This window comes from Natronobiforma cellulositropha (genome assembly GCF_025629245.1).
In the GTDB taxonomy this organism is placed as follows: Archaea; Halobacteriota; Halobacteria; order Halobacteriales; family Natrialbaceae; genus Natronobiforma; species Natronobiforma cellulositropha.
Genome location: NZ_JANZXN010000005.1, coordinates 175,743 through 196,020, shown reverse-complemented (window position 1 = coordinate 196,020; position 20,278 = coordinate 175,743). Strand labels below are relative to the sequence as shown.

The 20,278-nt window shown below is 67.2% G+C and carries 18 protein-coding genes; 8 read left to right on the top strand and 10 right to left on the bottom strand.

All coding sequences use genetic code 11. The features are described 5' to 3' along the window. The first annotated feature begins 67 nt into the window (after positions 1 to 67). The 3 genes from N0B15_RS02505 to N0B15_RS02495 all read left to right on the top strand — a co-directional run bounded on the left by N0B15_RS02505 (position 68) and on the right by N0B15_RS02495 (position 4,868). Complete coding sequence (locus N0B15_RS02505; RefSeq protein WP_263017799.1) at positions 68 to 1,156, top strand: Gfo/Idh/MocA family protein; 1,089 nt, start codon at positions 68 to 70, stop codon at positions 1,154 to 1,156. 127 nt (positions 1,157 to 1,283) lie between these two features. Further along, the gene (locus N0B15_RS02500; RefSeq protein ID WP_263017798.1) at positions 1,284 to 2,735 is read left to right on the top strand and encodes a cellulase family glycosylhydrolase; all 1,452 of its coding nucleotides are present in this window, start codon (positions 1,284 to 1,286) and stop codon (positions 2,733 to 2,735) included. A gap of 378 nt (positions 2,736 to 3,113) precedes the next feature. Next, positions 3,114 to 4,868: a NosD domain-containing protein gene (locus N0B15_RS02495; protein ID WP_263017797.1), complete on the top strand. Its 1,755-nt coding sequence runs from the start codon at positions 3,114 to 3,116 to the stop codon at positions 4,866 to 4,868. 209 nt (positions 4,869 to 5,077) lie between these two features. On the opposite strand, the gene N0B15_RS02490 is transcribed toward N0B15_RS02495, so the two are convergent. After that, complete coding sequence (locus N0B15_RS02490; RefSeq protein ID WP_263017796.1) at positions 5,078 to 6,415, bottom strand: glycoside hydrolase family 26 protein; 1,338 nt, start codon at positions 6,413 to 6,415, stop codon at positions 5,078 to 5,080. 223 nt (positions 6,416 to 6,638) lie between these two features. Beyond that, on the bottom strand, positions 6,639 to 7,604 hold the full coding sequence (locus N0B15_RS02485) for a mannonate dehydratase (RefSeq protein ID WP_263017795.1): 966 nt from the start codon (positions 7,602 to 7,604) through the stop codon (positions 6,639 to 6,641). A 139-nt stretch (positions 7,605 to 7,743) separates the two neighbouring features. Here N0B15_RS02485 and N0B15_RS02480 point away from each other — a divergent pair, with 139 nt between their 5' ends. Both N0B15_RS02480 and N0B15_RS02475 read left to right on the top strand, forming a co-directional pair. Beyond that, positions 7,744 to 8,628, top strand: a complete 885-nt coding sequence (locus tag N0B15_RS02480) for an NAD-dependent epimerase/dehydratase family protein (RefSeq protein WP_263017793.1) — start codon at positions 7,744 to 7,746, stop codon at positions 8,626 to 8,628. A gap of 88 nt (positions 8,629 to 8,716) precedes the next feature. After that, complete coding sequence (locus N0B15_RS02475; protein ID WP_263017792.1) at positions 8,717 to 9,997, top strand: hypothetical protein; 1,281 nt, start codon at positions 8,717 to 8,719, stop codon at positions 9,995 to 9,997. A 651-nt stretch (positions 9,998 to 10,648) separates the two neighbouring features. On the opposite strand, the gene thiD is transcribed toward N0B15_RS02475, so the two are convergent. Both thiD and N0B15_RS02465 read right to left on the bottom strand, forming a co-directional pair. Further along, positions 10,649 to 11,929 carry a bifunctional hydroxymethylpyrimidine kinase/phosphomethylpyrimidine kinase gene (gene thiD / locus N0B15_RS02470; RefSeq protein ID WP_263017790.1) on the bottom strand — a complete coding sequence of 427 codons (1,281 nt, stop codon included), beginning with the start codon at positions 11,927 to 11,929 and terminating at the stop codon, positions 10,649 to 10,651. A gap of 109 nt (positions 11,930 to 12,038) precedes the next feature. Further along, positions 12,039 to 13,055, bottom strand: coding sequence for an AIR synthase family protein (locus tag N0B15_RS02465; protein WP_263017788.1), 1,017 nt, complete (start codon positions 13,053 to 13,055; stop codon positions 12,039 to 12,041). 163 nt (positions 13,056 to 13,218) lie between these two features. On the opposite strand from N0B15_RS02465, the gene N0B15_RS02460 reads away from it, so the two are divergent. Beyond that, on the top strand, positions 13,219 to 14,322 hold the full coding sequence (locus tag N0B15_RS02460; protein WP_263017787.1) for a putative sulfate/molybdate transporter: 1,104 nt from the start codon (positions 13,219 to 13,221) through the stop codon (positions 14,320 to 14,322). On the opposite strand, the gene N0B15_RS02455 is transcribed toward N0B15_RS02460, so the two are convergent. Both N0B15_RS02455 and N0B15_RS02450 read right to left on the bottom strand, forming a co-directional pair. Then, positions 14,323 to 14,511 carry a hypothetical protein gene (locus tag N0B15_RS02455; RefSeq protein ID WP_263017785.1) on the bottom strand — a complete coding sequence of 63 codons (189 nt, stop codon included), beginning with the start codon at positions 14,509 to 14,511 and terminating at the stop codon, positions 14,323 to 14,325. After that, a complete protein-coding gene (locus N0B15_RS02450) occupies positions 14,508 to 15,347 on the bottom strand; it encodes a hypothetical protein (protein ID WP_263017783.1) in 840 nt (279 codons plus the stop codon). Before N0B15_RS02450 ends, N0B15_RS02455 begins: the two co-directional genes overlap by 4 nt. Before the next feature lie 165 nt (positions 15,348 to 15,512). Here N0B15_RS02450 and N0B15_RS02445 point away from each other — a divergent pair, with 165 nt between their 5' ends. Both N0B15_RS02445 and N0B15_RS02440 read left to right on the top strand, forming a co-directional pair. Continuing rightward, the gene (locus N0B15_RS02445; RefSeq protein WP_263017781.1) at positions 15,513 to 16,931 is read left to right on the top strand and encodes a hypothetical protein; all 1,419 of its coding nucleotides are present in this window, start codon (positions 15,513 to 15,515) and stop codon (positions 16,929 to 16,931) included. Between the two features lie 154 nt (positions 16,932 to 17,085). Next, a complete protein-coding gene (locus tag N0B15_RS02440; RefSeq protein ID WP_263017779.1) occupies positions 17,086 to 17,559 on the top strand; it encodes a DUF7384 family protein in 474 nt (157 codons plus the stop codon). On the opposite strand, the gene arsM is transcribed toward N0B15_RS02440, so the two are convergent. The 4 genes from arsM to N0B15_RS02420 all read right to left on the bottom strand — a co-directional run bounded on the left by arsM (position 17,556) and on the right by N0B15_RS02420 (position 20,037). Then, positions 17,556 to 18,350 (bottom strand): arsenite methyltransferase, encoded by a 795-nt coding sequence (gene arsM / locus N0B15_RS02435; protein WP_263017778.1) that lies wholly within the window; start codon positions 18,348 to 18,350, stop codon positions 17,556 to 17,558. The two genes, N0B15_RS02440 and arsM, sit on opposite strands and share 4 nt — an antisense overlap. Positions 18,351 to 18,693: 343 nt before the next feature. Next, positions 18,694 to 19,239 (bottom strand): XTP/dITP diphosphatase, encoded by a 546-nt coding sequence (locus tag N0B15_RS02430; RefSeq protein ID WP_263017776.1) that lies wholly within the window; start codon positions 19,237 to 19,239, stop codon positions 18,694 to 18,696. A 78-nt stretch (positions 19,240 to 19,317) separates the two neighbouring features. Further along, entirely contained in the window at positions 19,318 to 19,575 is a 258-nt protein-coding gene (locus N0B15_RS02425) for a hypothetical protein (protein ID WP_263017775.1), read from the bottom strand. A gap of 180 nt (positions 19,576 to 19,755) precedes the next feature. Next, positions 19,756 to 20,037, bottom strand: a complete 282-nt coding sequence (locus N0B15_RS02420) for a DUF5808 domain-containing protein (protein WP_263017773.1) — start codon at positions 20,035 to 20,037, stop codon at positions 19,756 to 19,758. Positions 20,038 to 20,278: the final 241 nt, after the last annotated feature.

The window sequence follows — 20,278 nt, the reverse complement described above, 5'->3', positions numbered from 1 at the left end:
GGCGCACACCACCGACCCCTTCTCCGGTACCCGTGTCGTTAAGCCGCGACACCGACGTAAGACGGGCATGGACCACGCCACACTCGGCATCGTCGGCACGGGCGCAATCAGCGACCGATACGTCCAGGCCGGACAGATCTACGACGAACTCGAGGTCGTCGCCTGCGCCGACATCGACACCGAACGCGCCCGCGAGACGGCCGCCGAATACGACATCGAGGCGATGAGCGTCGACGAGTTGTTCGCCGCCGACGAGGTCGACATCGTCCTCAACCTGACGCCGCCGACCGCCCACGCCGAGGTCACGCTCGAGGCGCTCGAGGCTGGCAAACACGTCTACACCGAGAAACCGCTCGCCGTCTCGAGTGCGGCGGGCCAGGAGATCCTCGAGACCGCGCGCGAGCACGACTGTCTCGTCGGGTCCGCCCCCGACACTTTCCTCGGGAAGAGCTTCCAGACCTGCCGGACGCTGCTCGAGGAGGGAGCGATCGGTGAGCCAATCGGCGCGCTGGCGGTCTGGGGTAGCCCTGGCCACGAGAGCTGGCACCCCTCGCCGGCCTTTTACTACGGTGAGGGCGGCGGCCCGCTGTTCGACATGGGACCGTACTACGTGACGGCGCTCGTCTCCCTGCTCGGTCCCATCGCACGCGTCGCGGGCACGGTCTCGACGCCGCGCACTCAGCGCGAGATCACGAGCGAGCCACACGCGGGTGAGCTGATCGACGTCGAGGTGCCGACCCACGAGAGCGGTCTCCTCACCTTCGAGAACGGGGCGACCGCGACCGTCCAGACGAGTTTCGACGTGCCTGCGAGCAGGCTCGGCGGCTTCGAACTCTACGGCACCGAGGGAACCATCTCGCTTCCCGACCCCAACCGTTTCGACGACCCGGTCTACGTCCACACCGCCGAGACACCACGCGGTGAGTGGGAACTCGTCGATCCGACTCACGACCACCCCGGCAACCGCGGTCTCGGCGTCGTCGACATGGCCTACGCCCTCGCCGGCGACTGGGACCTGCGCGCCAGCGGCGCGCTCGCCGGCCACGTCCTCGAGGCGCTCGAGGCGGTCCGCACCTCGAGTGAGACCGGCGCCTACCGCGACCTCGAGACGACCTGCGCCCGGCCGGAGCCGCTCCCGCGGACGTTCCTCTCGTAGCGCCGCGGTCGACTCGCCGTTCGACTCGAGTGTCTCAGCATACTCACGTTTTCGTGTACTATTCGCCGGCTTATTCACACTTCACTTCAGTTATTTTTATCAAGTAGGAGCGTGAACGACAGGCCGTATGGTTACACGCAGACGTATCCTAAAAAGTGGTCTCGCACTCGGTGCTGCGGGACTCACTGGCACACTGGCGACGAGTGGCGTCTCGGCGGCGACGGTCGACCCGAACCACGAGCACTTCGTGGAGACGTCGGGCACCGACTTCGTCGTCGACGGTGAGACCGTGTTCTTCAACGGGGCGAACAACTTCTGGATCACCGACGACTCCACGATGAGCGAAGGGCGCATCGACGACGTGTTCGACCTCTACGAGGAGCTGGGCATCGACCTGGTGCGCATCTGGGCCCACGGCGAGGCCAAACCCGGCCCGTACGTGGTCCAGCCAGAACCCGGCGTCCACAACGAGGAGGCGCTCGAGTTACACGATTACGTGATCGAAGCCGCCAAAGAGCGTGGCATTCGTCTCATCGTCGCACTCGTCGACAACTGGGACCACGAAGGAGGGATGCTCCAGTACGCCGAGTGGACCGGCGGGAGCAGCCGCGAGCACTTCTACACCGACGAGGAGGCGCGCGACCTCTACACGAACCACGTCGAAACCATCGTCACCCGCGAGAACTCCATCTCCGGCGTCGAGTGGCGCGACGACCCAACCATCGTGCTGTGGGAACTCGCCAACGAGCCCCGACTCGAGGCCGACGACACCGAAGACGGCAGTACGTTCGAACGTGGTGACGTCGGCGAACACCGCGAGATCCTCGGCAACTGGATCCAGGACATGTCGGCGCTCATCAAGGATCTCGACTCGAACCACCTCGTCTCGACCGGCTCCGAGGGCCACTACTACGGCCACTGGAGCGAGGAGTATCCCGACGGTGACTGGGACGGCCAGGACTACATCGAACACCACTCCTACGACACCATCGACGCGGCCTCGTTCCACCTCTACCCCGACCACTGGGGCTTCCCACTCGCCGACGGCGCCGAGTACATCTCGAGCCGACTCGAGGATGCCCACGAGGAACTCGGCAAACCCGCCTACCTCGGCGAGTTCAACGTCAACATCGACAACGGTCTCGAGACGCGCAACGAGTATCTCGAGGAGTGGTACGACGTCTGTGACGAGTACGACGCCAACGCCGTCCTGCCCTGGCAGGTCGTCTTAGACTCCACCCAGGACCACGACGGCTTCCAGCTCTACCGCGACGAGTCGGGCTACATTATCGAAGCGTACGCCGACGTCGTCGCCGAGAAGAGCGGCGGCGAGAGCGACCCGGGCACCGGCCCGTCCGGTCTCGACGTCAACGGCAACGGCATGGACGCCCAGGACCTCTCCGGCGACGGTCTCTACGAGGACATCACCGGCGACGGCCAACTGGGCTTCAACGACGTCGTGACGTTCTTCGAAGAACACGACGGCGACGTCGTCCAGGGCAACGTCGAGTACTTCGACTTCAGCGCCAGCGGGGGCGTCGGCTTCAACGACGTCGTCGCCCTCTTCGAGATGTTGTAAGCAGGATACGACACACCCCATCTGTCGGTCGGTTTCCAACCCGACCGCCCGGACCTCCGTTCGACGAACGCCGACACCGACGTCTTGCACCATCGAATCGTCGGACTCGAGTGCGACGTAGACCTGCGTCGCCCGCTCGAGCGTCGTGCGTTCACCCCCGCGCAGGCCCTACCCACCCGCGCGGGACGCGGTTACCCGCCGGTCCCTTCCGGCGGAACCGCTGCTAGCCGGGTGTCGACCCTTCGACACACCGCTTTCTCGCGTCGGTTGTTCCGTGACCGGCCGGTCTCTCGGTCGGCTCCGTATATACGGATGACACGGATAATATTCTTCCACATAGAAAATAAATTTAATAGTGATGAATTCGTTCACCGAACCATGGCTGACGAACGCGTTCCGTCTGCTGGTAGCTGTTCGAAACGTCGCACTCGAGACACACTCACGCGCCGACGCGCGCTCGGTCTCCTCGGTTCGGGGCTGGTTCTCGGCGCGGTCGGCCGTGTCGGTGCCGACGGCCACGACGCCGACGTCTGGCGCGAAGGGGGCACCTGGTACGCGGAGGCCCACGGCACGTCGGTCTACAGTGGCTCGAGTATGTTCGGCGCGGTCCAGTCGGCGATCGACGGTCTCTCGAGCGGGCGCACCGCGAAGGAGACGGTGGTCATCCACGACGGCGGTTCGGCAAGCGGCACCGTCTACCTTCCCAGTTACACCGCGCTGGAGTTCCGGGAGCACATCGACCACGGCGGAGGGGACATGCCGTTCTACGCCGACAGGGAGGAGACCATAGAGATCAGCTCACTGTCGATCGACACCTCGGCCGGGATGGGAATGCGGATCCAGCGGTGTTACGACGTCACCCTCGGGACGATCGAGATCACGGGTGGACCGGGAATCGGCATCCGCATCGACGGCGGCCGCAGTATGGGCCTCGAAACGACCGAGCACGTCCGCATCGGAGACGTCTACGTCGAGAGGACGGGATCGCACGGCGTCGAGACCTACAACGTCCACGATATCGAGATCGGCGTCGTCCAGGCCAGAGATACCGGTGGGTCGGGCCTACTGCTCAACGACACGAGTAGCGCGCGCGTCGGCGTCGTCGACGCGGTGCGGGCGAACGAAGGCGGCGGCTACGCGGGCTTCCGGTGTGCGAACGACGCCGGTCCCGACATCCACGTCGACCTGGTACGCTCGATCGACTGTGGCCGGGGCGTCTTCACCGTCTCCGGCAGCCACGGCATCACCATCGAGGAGGTCTATCTCGAGGGCAACGGCGGCAACCTGATCCAGGACTCCCGGGACGTCCAGGTAAACGGCGGCACCGTCGTCGACAACGGTGGCGAGGGCTTTCGCATCGACTCGCGAAGCGATGACCGCCACCCACACACTCGCGAAGTCACGATCCAGAACTGTGTTATTCGCGGCCACAACTACGGCGTTCGCGAGACCGGTCCCGACACCGAACACAACGCCATCCTCGACAACGACTTCTGTGACAACGGCACCGACATCGACACCTACGCCTCGAATACGGTCGTCGACGGCAACACCTACTGCGAGGACTCGCCGGGCGACGACCCCGGTCCGGCCGAACCCGGGGATGGTGGCGACCCCGGAACCTGTGAGCCGTCGGCGATCACCCCCTACCTTCGCGTCGACGGCGGCGACTGGGCCCAGACCGGCGAGGTGACGATCGAACCGGGCGCGACCGTCGAGTTCGGTCCCCACCCCCACACCGGCGGCTCGTGGTCGTGGGCAGGACCGGACGTCGACTCGAGTTCGCGAGAGATCGAGGTCTCCCCGGCGGAGACGGCGACCTACACGGCGACGCACACCAACGCGTGTGGGGCGACCTCGGGGTACGAGTACACGGTCGTCGTCGAGGCGGACCAGACGGGTCCGTGCAACGGCGACGGGATCGCCATCGACGGCTACACCGCCTGTGACATCACCGGCGACGGCCTTCACGAGGACGTGACCGGTGACGGCCGGGTCGGGTTCAACGACGTCGTGACGTTCTTCGAACAGCTCGACGAGCCAGCGGTCGCGGGCAATCCCGACGCGTTCGACTTCAGCGGAAACGGTCAGGTTGGTTTCACGGACGTTGTTGCACTGTTCGAGCGGCTGTAAGGCGCTCGGGCTGACGAGACGGTAGTCTCGGTGTATTCGAACGGCTGTAGGCCGTTCGGGCCAGCGAATCTCCGATTTGCGTTCGTTCGAGCGGCTGTCGCGCTCGAGGAGTCCTTCGCTCTCCTCGCGTGCCTGCCGTCGCAGCCCGGCCGCTCACGTGAGACGGGACAAACGCCGGAGGCGGCGCTCGAGCAACAGTCGGCGAGAGCTTACAGACGCTCGAACAGGGCGATCACGTCGTTGAAGCCGACGCCCCCGCTGCCGGAGAAGTCGAAGTACTCGACGTTGCCCTGGACGGCGTCGCTGTCGTGTTCTTCGAAGAACGTCACGACATCGTTGAAGCCCAGTTGGCCGTCCCCGGTGACGTCCTCGTACAACCCGTCTCCGGTGAGGTCCTGTGGGGTGTTGCCGGCGATCTCCGGCGGCCCGTCGGGGTCGGTGCCGCCAGCGTCTCCGCCGTACTCGGCGACGATGTTGGGGACGTCGTCTAAGGTGACGGTCAACTCGTGGTTGTAGACGGACTCGAGGTGCCAGTCGTCGACGTCGGTGAGCCAGTCGGTGTGCCAGTTGATCCACATCGACCACCAGGCGCCCGCGTTCGCGGCGGCATCCGGGTCCGGTGGGTGGCCGGTCTCGTGTTTGATAATCGGGCGGTCGTTGCTGTGGACCGAGACGGTGTCCCAGTACAGTCTCTCGTAGGAGTCGTCCGCACTGTAGGTGTCGGCTCCCCAGAGGTCGAACGTCGACCGGTCGGGTACCCAGTTCGCGCTGGGATAGTCCGCGTGCGGGAGGAGCCAGACGAGATTGTCGAGGTCGCGTTCCTCGACCAAGTACCAGTGCATGGTTTCCCACAGGTCCGTGAACGCGTCCGCCCCGTTGCCACCCCACCAGAACCAGCCCCCGTCGAACTCGTGGAAGGGACGCCAGATGATGGGAACGCCCGCGTCACGAAGCGTCTCGAGGTGGTCTGCCACCTCGTTCAGTTCGTCCCAGAACGCCTGGTGTGCCGACGACCCTTCGTCGAAGACGGCCCAGGCGTCCATGTCGGTGTTCAGGCTGCGGTCGTACTCGTCTTCGCCGATCATGTGTCCCGGCGAGCCCCAGTGCCACATGATGGCAGTGATGCCGCCACGGTCCCAGTACTCCATCGCCTGACTGACGGGACGCGATCTGTCGCCGTGGATGAAGTCAGCGCCGATGACCGCTGGCTGTCGCCCCGTCACCGACTCGATGTACTCGAGTTCGTCGATTCCCCACCAGGGCTCGTACTGCTGGCCCGAGAGGATCCGGCTGCCCCACTCGTCGTGGAGGTACCGATAGAGCGCGACTGCCTCTGGGGACGGATTCGGATGCGAGAGGTGGTCTGTGGTCTCTTCGACGCTCGGCACCGGCGTACTACTCGGACTCGCACTGACGCTCGAACTCGTGCCGGCGGCACCAGCACCCAGCGCGAGCGCGCTGCTCGCCAGAAACTGCCGTCGTGACAGCGCCCGCTTCGGTCGTGACTCGCTATACTCACCGCTCGGTGAACCGCGATTCGATGTCATTGGCTGACGTTCACGTTCTTTCGATCCAATATGCTTAAATCTATCCCAAAATACCGTTCATCTACGATCAGTACTTACTGTACGCTTTCGCTCGCCTACCCTTCGTCTCGATCCCTGCACGCCAGGCGTACGACTAGTTCGCGTACACTCCTTGACCGACGACCCCCTCGAGACCGTCCTCAGTGCTCGGTCTCCGGCACCGTCGAAAAAACGACCGGTCGCGTCAGTCGTCGGCGTCGACCTGCTCGAGCAGGCCCTTCATGTAGCCGATGGCGAACAGTTTGCCGTTGATGTGGTAGCCGGGGATGGAGTTGTCCTCGCCGGCCATCGTCGGCACGTGGTCGGGGCGGATCGCCCCGTCGAAGCCGACCTCGCGGTAGGCGCGCATGGCGGCGAGCATGTCGGTCGGGCCGTCGTCGTGCCAGGTCTCGACGAAGCCGTCGACGTCGCCGTCGACGTCGCGGTAGTGGACGAACTGGATCGAATCGCCGAAGTGACGGATCGTCTCCGGGATATCGACGCCCATCGCCGCGAAGTTGCCCTGACAGAAGGTGACGCCGTTGTACGGCGAGTCGACGATCTCGAGGACGCGGTCGTAGGCCTCGACGCTGTTGACGATCCGGGGCATCCCCCGGACCTCCTCGCGCGGCGGGTCGTCGGGGTGGAGACCGAGTTTCACGTCCGCCTCCTCGGCGACGGGGACGACGCGCTCTAAGAAGTAGGTCAGACTCTCCCAGAGGTCCTCGCTGCTCGTCGTCTTCGCCGCGGCGGGCGTCGGCCCGCGGCGCATGTGGTCGTCGTCGTAGGAGGTGGTGAGTGAGCCACCCCGCGAGGGCGTCGTCAACGAGGTGCGCGCCCAGCGTAAGCCTGCCATCCAGTCGTAACAGACGGTCTCGACGCCGAGTTCGCCGAGGTTGCGAAGGAAGGTACAGAACTCGTCGATCTCCTCGTCGCGTCCCTCGAGTCCGAGGCGGGTCGTATCCGAGATGGGGACGCTGCCCTCGAAGACGGCCGGTTCGATGCCGTTGTCCCGGTAGCGGTTGATCAGTGGGAGGAGGTCGTCGTACGCCGAGGGACAGGTGCCGTCACCGATCTCGAGTGAGTGGTAGACGGCGTGGTCGACGCCGATCTGTTTGGCGAGGTCCCAGCGGTGGTCCGGTGTCGGTGGAAGGACGAGTGAGAGTTTCATGGCCGTATCGGTGAACGCCCGTTTCGAACGGGGAATCTTAGGTCTTTCTTTGCGCCCAGGCGAGACCGCCCCGCTCGGCCGCCGGTGCACAGGTGGGTGAAACGCGAGCTTTAACACCCTGTCTCCAGAAGGCACATGTATGACAGTAGAGACCGTCGCGGTGACCGGCGGGAACGGCAAACTCGGGGAGGCGATCCTCGCGGAATTCGCAGACCACGGCTACGAGACCGTCAACGTCGCCCGCGGGAAGCGTCGCGAGGCGGTTTCGGACGAGTTCCGCTCGACCGACCTCTTAGACGCTGGCGAGGTCTACGGCTCGCTCGCGCGCAGCGACGCCGACGCCGTCGTCCACATGGGGACGATTCCCGGCCCGACGAACCACCCCGGCTTCCGGACCTACGAGAGTAACGTCGTGTCCTCCTATCACGTACTCGAGGCGGCCACCGAACTCGGTCTCGAGTCGGTCGTCCTCGCCTCGAGCATCAACGCGATGGGAGCGGCCTACCAGGCGGAGCCGACCGAAATCGAGTACCTCCCGGTCGACGAGGACCATCCGGTGACCCCCCGGGACCCCTACGCAGTGAGCAAACACGCACTCGAGGTGACCGCCGACGGCTTCGGCCGCCTGGCCGACGCACCACCCATCTCGTCGCTTCGCTACCCCTGGGTCGCCACCAGCGAGGAGTTGCGCGAGACGTTCGTCGAAGCCGACCGCACGCTCGAGGGTATCGACGACGCCTGGCACCACACGACGCGCGACGTGGTCTTCTCGTACATCCACATCGAGGACGCAGCGTCGCTCGCTCGCCACGCAGTCGAGGCGGCGTTCGACGGCCACGAGGTGTTCTGGGCGGTCGCGGGTGACACGTCGATGACCGTCGATTCGGCGACGCTCGCCGCGGAGTTCTATCCCGACGCCGAGGTGCGCACCCCGCTCTCGGGCACCGAGACGCTCATCAGCGTCGAGAAGGCCGAACGCCTGCTCGGCTGGGTGCCCGAACGCACCTGGCGCGACCTCGAGTAACGCGATTCTCGGCCGTGTATCGTCGCCGTCGCGCTCCGCGGCGAACGGCCAGCGCGCTTATGCGTCGTCCAGCGGTATTGCATGCTGGATGATCGACGACACTCACACGAGCGCGACTGTGAAAGAGGGAGCACAGCCACGCTCGGTGGCCGACCGAACTCCCCCCGACCCGACCGGCCGACGCGTCTTCCTCGCACTCGGTAGTACCGGTCTCTTCGCGGCGCTCGGTGGCTGTCTCAGCGGAGCGGACGAGGACGACGATCGGGGGCTGATTCCGGGCCTCGGTGGCAGTGGCGACGACTCGAGCGGGGATGGAGACGGTGAGGAGACCGACGGTGACGGCGACGGTGCGAATACCGGTGACGAGGACATCGACGATGGGGCTGGCGACGATACGGACGACGGTCGTGAGATTCTCCACGACCTTCCGTTCCAGGAGGATTTCACCGACATGGCGGCTCTTCACGCCTCCTCGGCGTACGGAGCGCTCAGTTTCGATACGACGGGCACCCCACAGTTCGCCAGGCCTGACGGTGCGGAGACCGAGACCGATCCCTCGCGGATGAACCGTCAGGAGAACGGACACGCCCACATCGTGTTCGGCTTCACCGACCGGATCGGACGCGTCCGTCTCGAGGGTCACGTCCACCCCGACTTCGACGGTGCGATCGACCTCTCGGTCTCGGCCGACGGCGAACGCTGGGACGCCCTCGACGTCGGCGTCGACCACTACAGCGAGGCGCACGGCGACGAGGACGAACCCGGCCACTGGTGGGACAACTACGAGTACACCGCCATCGCCCCCGAGGGCGTGACCTACCTCAGGCTGACGCTCTCGGGTGAGGAACACTGGACGCCGCAACTGGGCCACCTCGAGGTCTCGAGTCGCGACGACCTCGGTACGGTCCACTCGCTGCCGTTCGAAGACGGACTCGCGTCGATCGACTCCCTCCACGAGTCGTCCGATCTGGCCAACCTCTGGCTGGACACCTCGAACGACGGTCAGTTCGCCCGGCCCACCGGGGAGACCGACCCCTCGCGGCTGAACCGTGCCAACGCCGACGATGCGCACGTGATCTACCGCTTCGACCGACCGATCGGTGGGTTCCGCGTGGAGACGCACTACCACCCGGACGACGGTACCGACATCGCCGTTTCCGTCTCCACTGACGGCGACGAGTGGACCCCCGTCGAGGCCGACCGCGACCGCTACAGCGAGGCGCACGACGACGAGGACGAACCCGGCCACTGGTGGGACAACTACGAGTACACTGCCGACGCCGTCGACGACGGATTCTACTTCCTCCGCGTTACCCTCTCGGGTCCCGAGAACTGGGCTTCACAGCTCGGCTGGGTCGACGTCTGGTAGCGGAGCCACTGACTTGCAGTGGCTACTATCGTTCCCCCTGGAGACCGTCCTCTCAGGCCGGTCTCCGGGCGATGGCTGCGAGCGGTGTGTACATCGTTTCAATTGGTACTATCGCTCCGATTCCGGGGAGGCCGACGCCCGTCTCGTTCGCTCGAGCCGCCGCTCTCGATGCTCGGAGTTTCACGATCCTCCGTTCGGGACCGCTCACTCACGCGCCGTTTGCCATCGTCAAACGCCGGTCGCGACCCGCGTCGCAATCGCTTCCTCTCACTCGGTTTCGAGTTAGTTCTCCATTACGCGCGTACGACTGTAATAGCTGGCCGTGCTTCGTGACGGACTCGAGTACGTTCCACGCCACGCTCCATTCTCACACGCAGAAGTATTCGTCTGAATGCATGCCAATAGATACGACACCTCTATCGATACCTGGCCTGTAGGTTCCGGTGACGATGTCTCGAACCGACCCGTCGGTGCCTCCTTGTGGGGGAATGAACGCTTCGATTTGCACTTGGGGCGAATTTTGTGTCGGATACTGTGGCCGTGAAACTACTGACGGAAACTCGATTGTCTGCTGTACCTATAGCTGAAGGTGGTATTCAGTCTCCACGCTGTTCGGGGATGCGTCTCGTCGTGCGGTCGGCGCCCGCCCGGTCACGGTGTTGGCGTTCGGTCACACACCGCGTCCGGTTCCGTGCCGACGACTACTGCGTGCCGTTTCCCACTGTGCTCGACGAGGAGCGTGGGCCACGCGTCGGGGTCCGCCCTGTGGACGCCACTCGTCGAGTCGAGTGCCGCCTCGAGCGCCGCCCGGTCACAGCCGTCGATGGCGACGACACGGCCCTCGAGTGCGCGCTCGACGGCCGGTGTGAGCCGAACGCCGGTCGCGAACCGAACTGCGGGGATGCGTTCGCGGACGGCGAGGACGAGGTGGGCCAGTTCACCCGCCGCCTCCCGGCCGCCCGTCGAGGCGGGTCGCACCTCCGCCCGTGGGTCGCTCGAGTCGCCGACGAACACGTCCGTGAGCGTCTCCGCGAACGGGGTCGCTCCGGCGACGAGGGCATCGGTCTCCCCGGACAGTCGCTCGAGCGTGTGGCCGACCTCGGCGGCGGCCGTCGCCTTCGCCGCCTCGTTGCGCAGCGTGACGGCGTGGTTGACCGCGCCGGGACCCTGCCCGACGGCGTAGTGGTACCTGATCGCCCGTGCGAGGAAGCCACTCGCCTCGGCCACCGCTCGCTCGAGGTCGTCTCCCGCGGCCAGGCGTGCGGCGATGGCCGCCGAGAGCGCACAGCCGGAGCCGTGGGTGGCGTCGGTGTCGACGCGGGGATGCTCGAGCGTCAGCGTCTCCTCGGCGGTGACGAGGACGTCGCGGACGACCTCGCCGGGGACGTGTCCACCCTTGACGAGCGCGGTCTCCGCGCCCATCGCACACAGGTGCTCGCCTGCCGCGCGAGCGCTCGCCTCGTCCTCGACCGTTATGTCGGTGAGCACTGCGGCCTCGTCGGCGTTCGGCGTCACGACCGTCGATTCGGCGATCAACTCCTCGTAGGCGCGCTCTGCGTCTCGCTCGAGGAGCCGGTCGCCGGAGGTCGCGACCATCACGGGATCGACGACGACGGGTGTCTCGAGTCTCGCCACCCGGTCGGCGACGGCCGCGACGAGATCGCCCGTCGCGAGCATGCCGGTCTTGATCGCGCCGAGGTCGAAATCCCCGGTGACGGCGTCGAACTGCGCGAGCACCTCCTCGAGCGGGAGGGGGAAGGCGCGTTCGACCCCGCGGGTGTGCTGGGCGGTGACGGCCGTGATCACCGAGGTGCCGAAGACGCCGTGAGCGGCCATCGTCGCCAGGTCCGCCTGGATGCCCGCGCCGCCGCCGGAGTCACTGCCGGCGATGGTGAGGGCGACGGGGCGGCTGTCGGGTGCTGGCTGTCTCATACCTCGTGGTACGCCCCGGTGGTACTAAGCGGCGGCGCTCCGCTCGGGCGTGGTCCCGCCGCCCATCACCGCCAATCACCACCCATTCCCGTTCATTACCGCCCGCCCGTCACCGCTCGCGGCGCTCGAGGAGGTCCGCGTACGCATCCCAGGCGGGGTCCGTCTCCGGGTGGCTGAGCGGTTCACCGTCGACGACCACCCCCGAGCCAGCGTCGACGCGTCCGACCTCGGCGACGAGGGTGCCCCGCGACGAAAGCGCCTCACGGACCGCGTCGACGCCCTCGGGGGCGACCGCGAGGACGAGCGAGCCACAGCTGGTCACGCTCCAGGGGTCGATCTCGAGGTGGGTACAGACCGCCTCGACGCCCGGCTTCACCGGCACCGCCGCACGGTCGATTTCGAAACGGACGCCAGCACCGTCGGCCATCTCACAAAGCGCCCCCGCCAGTCCGCCCTCGGTCACGTCGTGCATCGCTCGCACCGGTCCCGCCGCGGCGGCCGTCAGCGCGTCGCGCACGCAGTAGACGTCCTCGAGTCGCTCCTGGGCGGCCGAGAGCGTCGCCTCGGAGAGCTCGAGTTCGTCCGCGAACAGCGTCGCGAGCAGGCCGACGGTCTCCGCACCGGGTCCGGTCGTCACGAGCAGGCGGTCGCCGGGCCGCGCGCCGTCGGGCCGGACGACCTGCTCCGGATCGCCGACGCCGAGGACCGTCGCCGCGCCGACCCAGGGGTACGAACAGTCCGAGTAACGCGCCGTGTGGCCCGTGACGACGGCGACGCCGAGGTCGCGACACTCGGCGTGGATCGTCTCCCAGACCGTCGCGAACTGCTCGTCGGTCATCTCGGGCGGCAGGGTAAAACAGACCGAGAGGTGGGTCGGGGCGATGGCGCTGACGGCGACGTCCGCGAGAACGAGGTCGAGGGCGAAGCGCGCCGCCCGCTCGAAGCCGAGCGCTGGCAGGATCGAGAGCGGGTCGGTCGCGATGGCGACGGTGCGTCCACCGACGTCGATCACCCCGAAGTCGATACCGTGGGCCGGGCCGACCGCGACGTCCTCGCGCACACCACCCAGGTTCGGCGCGATACGCTCGTCGAAGAACGCCCGGTCGATCTTTCCAAACTGGGTCACACCCAAACCCACTAAAGTCGGTCGGTTAGCTCTGTCTGATCGTCGCTGCAGTCGTCCGGTTCCAGACCGGGAGGGATAACTACATATGGTTTCTTCCCCGACGCGTGGAAACTCGTATCGGTTGCTGAAAAGAGTCATGTGAATCTCCGTCTAGTGCTACTCAATGGCTGTTACGTCCCTTCCAGGGACACGGGCCGAGATCGAACTCAGTACGGGTGAGCTGATCGGTGCGCTAGGTGATTCGATTACGGTCTTGCCGCTGCTGGTCGCTCTCGCCGCCACCACGAGCGTCTCGCTCGCTCACGTCCTCGTCGGCTTCGGCGTCTTCCAGATCGTCTGGGGACTCGTCTACGGGATGCCGCTCTCGCTCGAGCCGATGAAGGCGCTCGCCGGTCTCGCCATCGTCGGCGCGCTCTCCTACCCGGAACTCGCCGCCGCGGGGCTGCTCTGCGGGCTGGTTCTGCTCGTCGGTGCCCGGTTCGGACTGGTCGGGCGCATCCAGCGCGTCGTCGGCGCGCCGGTGGTCCGCGGCATCCAGCTCGCCGTCGCGCTGTTGTTGCTCGAGGCGGCCCTCTCGCTGTCGGTCGCCGACCCGTCGCTCGCGCTGGCCGGTGTCGCGCTCGTCGCTGGCTGTGTCCTCGCCGGGCGCTTTCGCGCGAGCGCGCTCGTCGTCCTCGGTGTGGGTTCGCTCGCCGCCGTCGCCGTCACCGGCCTGCCGACACCCCGCCTCCCCGCGCTCACCCTCTTTCCCGCCGGGACGCCCTCGTTCTCCCGTGGCGCGCTCGAGGGAACCGTCGCCCAGCTCGGCATGACGGTCGGCAACGCCGCCATCGCGACCTCGCTGCTCTGTGCCGACCTCTACGACCGGAAGGTCTCGCCCGACGACCTCTCCCGGAGCATGGGCGTCACCTGCCTCGCGGCCGTTCCCTTCGGGGCAATTCCGATGTGTCACGGCAGCGGCGGTCTCGCTGGAAAACACGCCTTCGGCGCACGAACCGCCGGGGCGAACCTGGTCCTCGGCGTCGGCTACCTCGCGCTCGCGCTCGTCGCCGTCGGGGCGCTCCTGGCTGCGTTCCCGATGGCGCTGTTGGGCGTCCTCCTCGCCGTCGTCGGCGTCGAACTGGCGCGAGCGGCGCTCGCCCCCATCGGCACGCGCGCCGGGTTCGCCGCGGTCGTCGGCGTCGGTCTCCTCGGTCTCGTCGTCAACGTCGGCGTCGCCTTCCTCCTCGGCGCGCTCGCCTGGTGGCTGCTCGAGCGTCGGCGCTGATCACTCCGCCTCGGCGCGGAAGACGAGCACTCGCTCGGGCGGCTCGTCGGTCCCCGTCGCCGCGGACCACGTCGGCTCGACGGGGCGCTCGCGAACCGCGAGCAACTCGGGACCCCAGTCACTCGAGGGGTGGAGGAGTCCGAACAGGTACCGTGGCACCTTCGACGGCCGGGCGAGACCACCGCTCACGGCCCGTTCATCTCCTCGTCGTCGACCGCCTCGTGCTCGACGTCCGCCTCCTCCGCCCCTGCTCCCGACTCCTCACCCTCGTCCGTCGCTCCCTCCGTCCCGTCCGCCGTCCCCGTCTCGCCTCGTCCGTCTTCCGCTCGAGCGTCCGGCGCGTCGCCATCCTCGTCGGCCGCTTCGAGGTCGGTTTCGTCCTGGCCGAACCCGTCGGCGTCGGTCCCGCCTGCCTGCTCGGCGTCCGCGTCAGCCTCCGGTTCGGTCGCCTCCGTCTGCGTCGGCTCCGCCTGCACTGCGTCCGGGCCGGTCGCCTCACCCGGCTCTGCGGCCAGGTCTGTCTCGGAAACCTCGCTCGCACTGTGTTCACCCGGTCCCCGTCTCGGATCGTCCGTCTCGTCGGCCGTCGGCACGCGCCCCTCGCTGGTTGCCCGCCCACCCAGGTCGGTCTCCGACTCCCGGTCGACCACCGGCCGCTCGAGCGCGGCGGCCGCGTCGTCTGCGGTCTCTTTCTCCGCCTCCTCCGCCTCGGACTCACCGACCGCCGCTGGAATCCACGGCGGTTCCTCGTCCGTCGGTGCTCGATTCGGTCGCCGTCGACGCACGCCGAGACCGAGCAGGCCCGTGCCGAGTGTCGCCAGCACGAGCCCTCGGACGCGCCCCGTCGACCGGAGCGCGCGATACCAGCAGAGCGCCCCGAGCGCCAGCGCGAGCGTGCCGTCTCCCGCCCAGGTGCCGAGCGCTTCTCGTACGCCCGCATCCGTCGGTTCCTCGAGTTCCACGTCACTCGTTCGCTCCTCCAGTGCGTCCATCACGTCCGATAGTCCGGATCGTTCGTCGGTCATCGTTCGATCACGGAGGCTACACCACCCAGCCAGTTCAAGCTTCGACCGGCGGGTGAAACCCACCGTCAGTTCCGCGGGGTGGCTTCGGCCAGGTCCCGGATTTATCCCGCCGGTCACCGTAGGTCTCTCCGTCAGCGCCCGACTCCCGCCCAGGTTGTCACCCCCATGCGCATCTCGAGGCACCTCTCCGGCGACCGCACGACGCCGCCCGCCCTCGCGAACTTCGACTCGACGACGGTCTTCGTCCGCGCGACCGCCCGGTACCTCCGGGGCGAGGCGTTCCCCGCACTCGGGCTGATCCACCCGAAACTGGCGGCGCTCGCCCCGCTCGGCAACCGCCTTCCCCGTCGGATCCGGAACGGCATCTACACCTACGGCGGCGCGAACGAGGGCATCGACCCGGACGCACTCGGCGAGGTCGACGTCGAGACCTTTCGCCGCTGGGTCGTCGAGCAGTATCCAGAACGCGGCTATCCCGCGGTCCTCGTCGGCTCGAGCAACGGTGCGGGCGTCTCCCTCGCGGCGATGCTCGGCGTACCCTACCTCCCCCAGACCTTCTTCGTCCCGGTTCGTCGGTCGCTGCACCCCGACTCGGTCCGGGCGGACGTCGCCTGGGGCCGTCGCCACGCCGGTCCCTTCCTCGAGGCGAACCCCGACGTCGGTCTCTCCCAGATGCACGACCCGAACCAGGACCGACTGATGGTCAGGAAACTCGCCTACTTCCGGGTGAAGAGCCACACCCTGGGTCCCGCCTACGAGTCCTTCCTCGAGACGGTCCTCGACGACGGGGGAACGGTCCTCAGCCTCGAGTGTTCCTACGACTGGCCCGTGATCGACCTCGGCGAGCGCCACCACTTCCAACTCGGCGGTCTCGGCGGTCTCGAACCCGAGGAGTACTACGAGGGGAGCGAGCGCATCGCCGCCTTCCTCGCAGACCAGGGGTCGCCGGTCCGCGCGTGGGACGTCCCCGACCCCGACGGCCGCCGTCCGGAGGCCGAGTGGGGCTTCGACCCCGCGCTCCGCAGAGACCTCGAACGGGTCACCGACCGCGAGGGCTACGAGCGCCGCCGGTTCGTCTTCGACGACCCGCGCGACCTGAGTCCGTTCGTCGCCGACCGTTACCGCGAGCGCTACGCCCGGCGCGGCCGGCCCACCGACCGCCTGCTCGTCGGCTCGTTCGCCCTGCTCGAGCCGTGGTGGACCTGCAGAACCGGCTCGGTGCCCTACTGGAGCGCGTTCACCACCCAGCCCGACGCGGCCCGTCTCGAGCGTTACCTCGCGGACGCGCCCGCCTACGACGACGTGTACGCGACGCTCTTCTCTCACGGCGTCGACTCCGCGGGGCTGGCGTCGGCCGAGCGGTGGCGGTCGGTCCTCGACGCCGCTCGCGATCGGGCGGGCTTCGTCGGTGTCGACCCGTCGGCGTACCCCTCCGACATCGAGTCACACGTCCGGTACCACGCGGACCTCCCCGACGAGATCGACGCCCGCCACCCGCTCTTGCCACCGGTTCCGTTCGAGCGCTTCCTCGAGCGGACCGACGCGGTCGCCGACGAGTACGACCTCCGCGCGCAGCGGTGGTGATTTGTCCACGGCGTGGCGACCCGCTTTTCACCCGTCGCCGCCTCGAGTTCACCGATGACCGAACGCTGGGACACCCTGTTCGAGGCGGGTGCGAGCGCCGACGTGAGCATCGAGGAGATTACCGAGGAACTGAACCGGCTCCGCGAGGACCAAGATGGCTGAGCGGCCGAACCCCGCACGCGTCGTCGCCGACGCGGACGTCCTCGCGGCCGACCTGCTCGTCGGCGGTGAGACTCGCGCGGCGCTCGATCACGTCCGCGCTCACTCCTGGGTCGAGCTACTCACGAGCGACCCGCTGCTCGAGCGGACCGAGACGCTCGTCGCGCGCCTCGCCGACGCCGACCTCGCCGCGGCCCACCGCGCGCGACTCGAGACCGACAGCCGCCGCGTCGACCACCCCGAGGGCGACCACCCGGCGCTCGCCACCGCCTACCGCGGCCGGGCGGCCCACCTGCTCAGTTTCGACGACCGCCTCCGGTCGGCGGCGACCGGCGCAGCGCTCCAGCCACGGGTCGCACTCAGTATCCGCTCGCCCGACGCCTTCGCGCGCCTGTTCGACCCCGAGAGCCTCTACGAGGCGCTCGAGGGCGGTCCGTACCCCGGCCCGGACCGCGACCCGCGGGCCTAACGCGCCGTCGGCTTCCGCGCCTCGATACGCGCGGAGACGACCGGCACCGCCGCCCCGTCGTGGGTCGCTTCCCACTCGCGGTCTTCGACGATGCGGACGGACTCGAAGCCACAGCCCTCGAGCCAGTGCTCGAGGTCGTCTGCCGTCGCCGCCCCGCCGATACAGCCGCCGACGAGGTCCGGGTCGGTGCGCACCCGCTCTGGGAGCGGTTCGGTCGCGATGAGGTCCGATATCGAGAGCCGCCCGCCGGGACGCAGGACGCGCCACGCCTCCGCGAACACCTGCGGTTTCGAGGGCGAGAGGTTGAGCACGCAGTTCGAGATGATCACGTCGACCGACGCGTCTGCGACCGGCAGGTGTTCGATCTCGCCCAGCCGGAACTCGACGGTGTCGGTCCCACTCTCGGCCGCGTTCGCGCGGGCGCGCTCGAGCATCTCCGGAGTCATGTCGACGCCGATCACTCGCCCGTCGGGTCCGACTTCGTCCGCTGCGAGAAAACAGTCGAACCCACCGCCCGACCCGAGGTCGAGGACGGTCTCGCCGGGTTCGAGCGCCGAGATGGCGACGGGGTTGCCACAGCCCAGTCCGAGGTTCGCCCCCGCCGGTGCGCGCTCGAGGTCGTCGCGCTCGTAGCCCACCGAGAGGCTCTGCGCGTCGGTACCGTCGTCCGAACCCTCCGTCCCGTTACAACACCCCTCGTCCGTCCGCGCGAGGTCGCCGTAGCGCTCGCGTACGAGTCGGCGTCGCGCACTCGCGTCCGTTTCGGGCGCATCCGCTGTGCGCTCGGTCATCGCTCCCGGCCCCTCGTCTCGAGCGCCGGGGTGGTCGCCCGCGCTAGCCCCCACTCGAGTGCCCGTGCCGTAGCTCCGTCCGTGTTCCGAACACGCATTGTAAAAATACGATTCGAAGTCTTCCTGACTGTCGGCCGGTCGTGCTGTAGTTCCACGCCAAACACATCGTTCTTCTCCGATATGTGTGTTGTCCATGTACGTCGCAAACTGTCACCGAGTCCCGTACTATGATTCGATGCTCGTCGGTGAGAATGAGGTCTATCGAGGGCCGGTCCACGGTACGGCTTCACGCCACTCGCTGTCCAGACACGTCCAAAATGGATTCTGTTTGTACGATTCGAACTCACACATCTGCGAGCCACTCGGCGAACGCAGCCAGCGCGCGCCCGCGGTGTGAGATCGCATTTTTCTCGTCCGTATCCATCTCGGCGAGTGTCCGGCCGTTGTACTCGAAGATCGGATCGTAGCCGAATCCGCCCTCGCCTCGCGGTGCGACGAGCGTGCCGCCGACGGAGCCGACGAACGTCTCCGTGCGCTCGCCGTCGCAGTAGGCGAGCACCGTCCGGAAGTGCGCCCGGCGGTTTTCCTCCCCTTCGGCGAGTCGCCAGAGCCGTTCGACACCCACGGTGTCCTCGACGTACGCCGAGTACGGACCCGGAAAGCCACCCAGGGCGTCGACGAACAGCCCCGAATCGTCGACTAACACCGGATTCTCGCTACCGAGTCCGTCGAACGCCTCTTCGGCTCCGCGCGCGGCGATCTCCCCGAGGTCGTCGCTCTGGACTTCGGTGTAGGCGTAGGAGACCTGTTCGACCGCGTCGATACCCTCGAGGTAGGTTCGTGCCTCGCGGACCTTGCCCTCGTTTCCCGTCACGAACTGGATGGCCATGTGCGAGGTGGCGGGCGCGCTCGCTAAATGGACTTCGGATCACCGCGTTCACGGACGAGCGACGGCGCCACCGCCGGCTCACGCGTCGGCGTCGTGGTCTCTCTGCCGCCTGTTCTCGGCGACGCCCCCGTGTTCCATCCGGTCGAGTACCGACGAGACCGGTTCCGTGAGCGTCAACTCGACGGTCACTTCCGCCCGTTTCGGCCGGTCCCCCATGACCGGATGCTCGACGACGACGTCCTCGACCGTGTAGCCGCTGGCCGCGTAGTGGGCGAGGAGGTCTCGCCCCGTTTCGATGAACTCCACCTCGTCCGCGTTCGTCTGTCCCCCCTCCATACTCGAGTGTACGGACTCGACAACTATAAATTTTATCTAATATTCAATGCTAAAAATGTGGTGGGGTAGCGATTACCACTCGAGGACGACGCCCGCCGCCTACCGCCTACCGCCCGCCGCCCAGTGCCCCGGTAGCAGGCGCTCACCATCGGTGTACCTATCGAGAACCGAGTCCCCGGCTCAGTCCTCGCCGTCGTCGACGATGACCTCGACCGGTTCGTCCGCCTCCGCCTGCTCGCTCTCTCCGTCGCTCTGTTGGTGCCAGAGCAGCGCACCGGCGACGAGCACGACGATCCACGAGCGCCAGTTCGCCAGGTTCAGCGTGTAGCCGACACCGAAGGGCTTCTCGACGAGCATCCCTTCGCCGGGCTGCCAGTACGCAGAGAGCATCCGTCCCATGCTCGGTCGTTCGAAGTTGTACGGAATTCCGAGAATCTCACCGGAGGTCGGCTTGTCTGCCATACGCGAGTGTACAACCTTCAGTGATAAGAGCGTTTTGCGCTGACTCGAGTGGTCCTCCCATGCCTCGACATCCTCCTCGTGGAGGCTTCTGCACCACCGCCCATAAAAGGAGGTTACTTCGAACTCACCTAGTACTTACACCACAGTTACCTCAGATATATAATTTCGTGACAGACAGTGGAAATATGGATATCGTTTATCGAGATCGGCGACCCCGAGTATGGAACGCTCGTTCGATCGG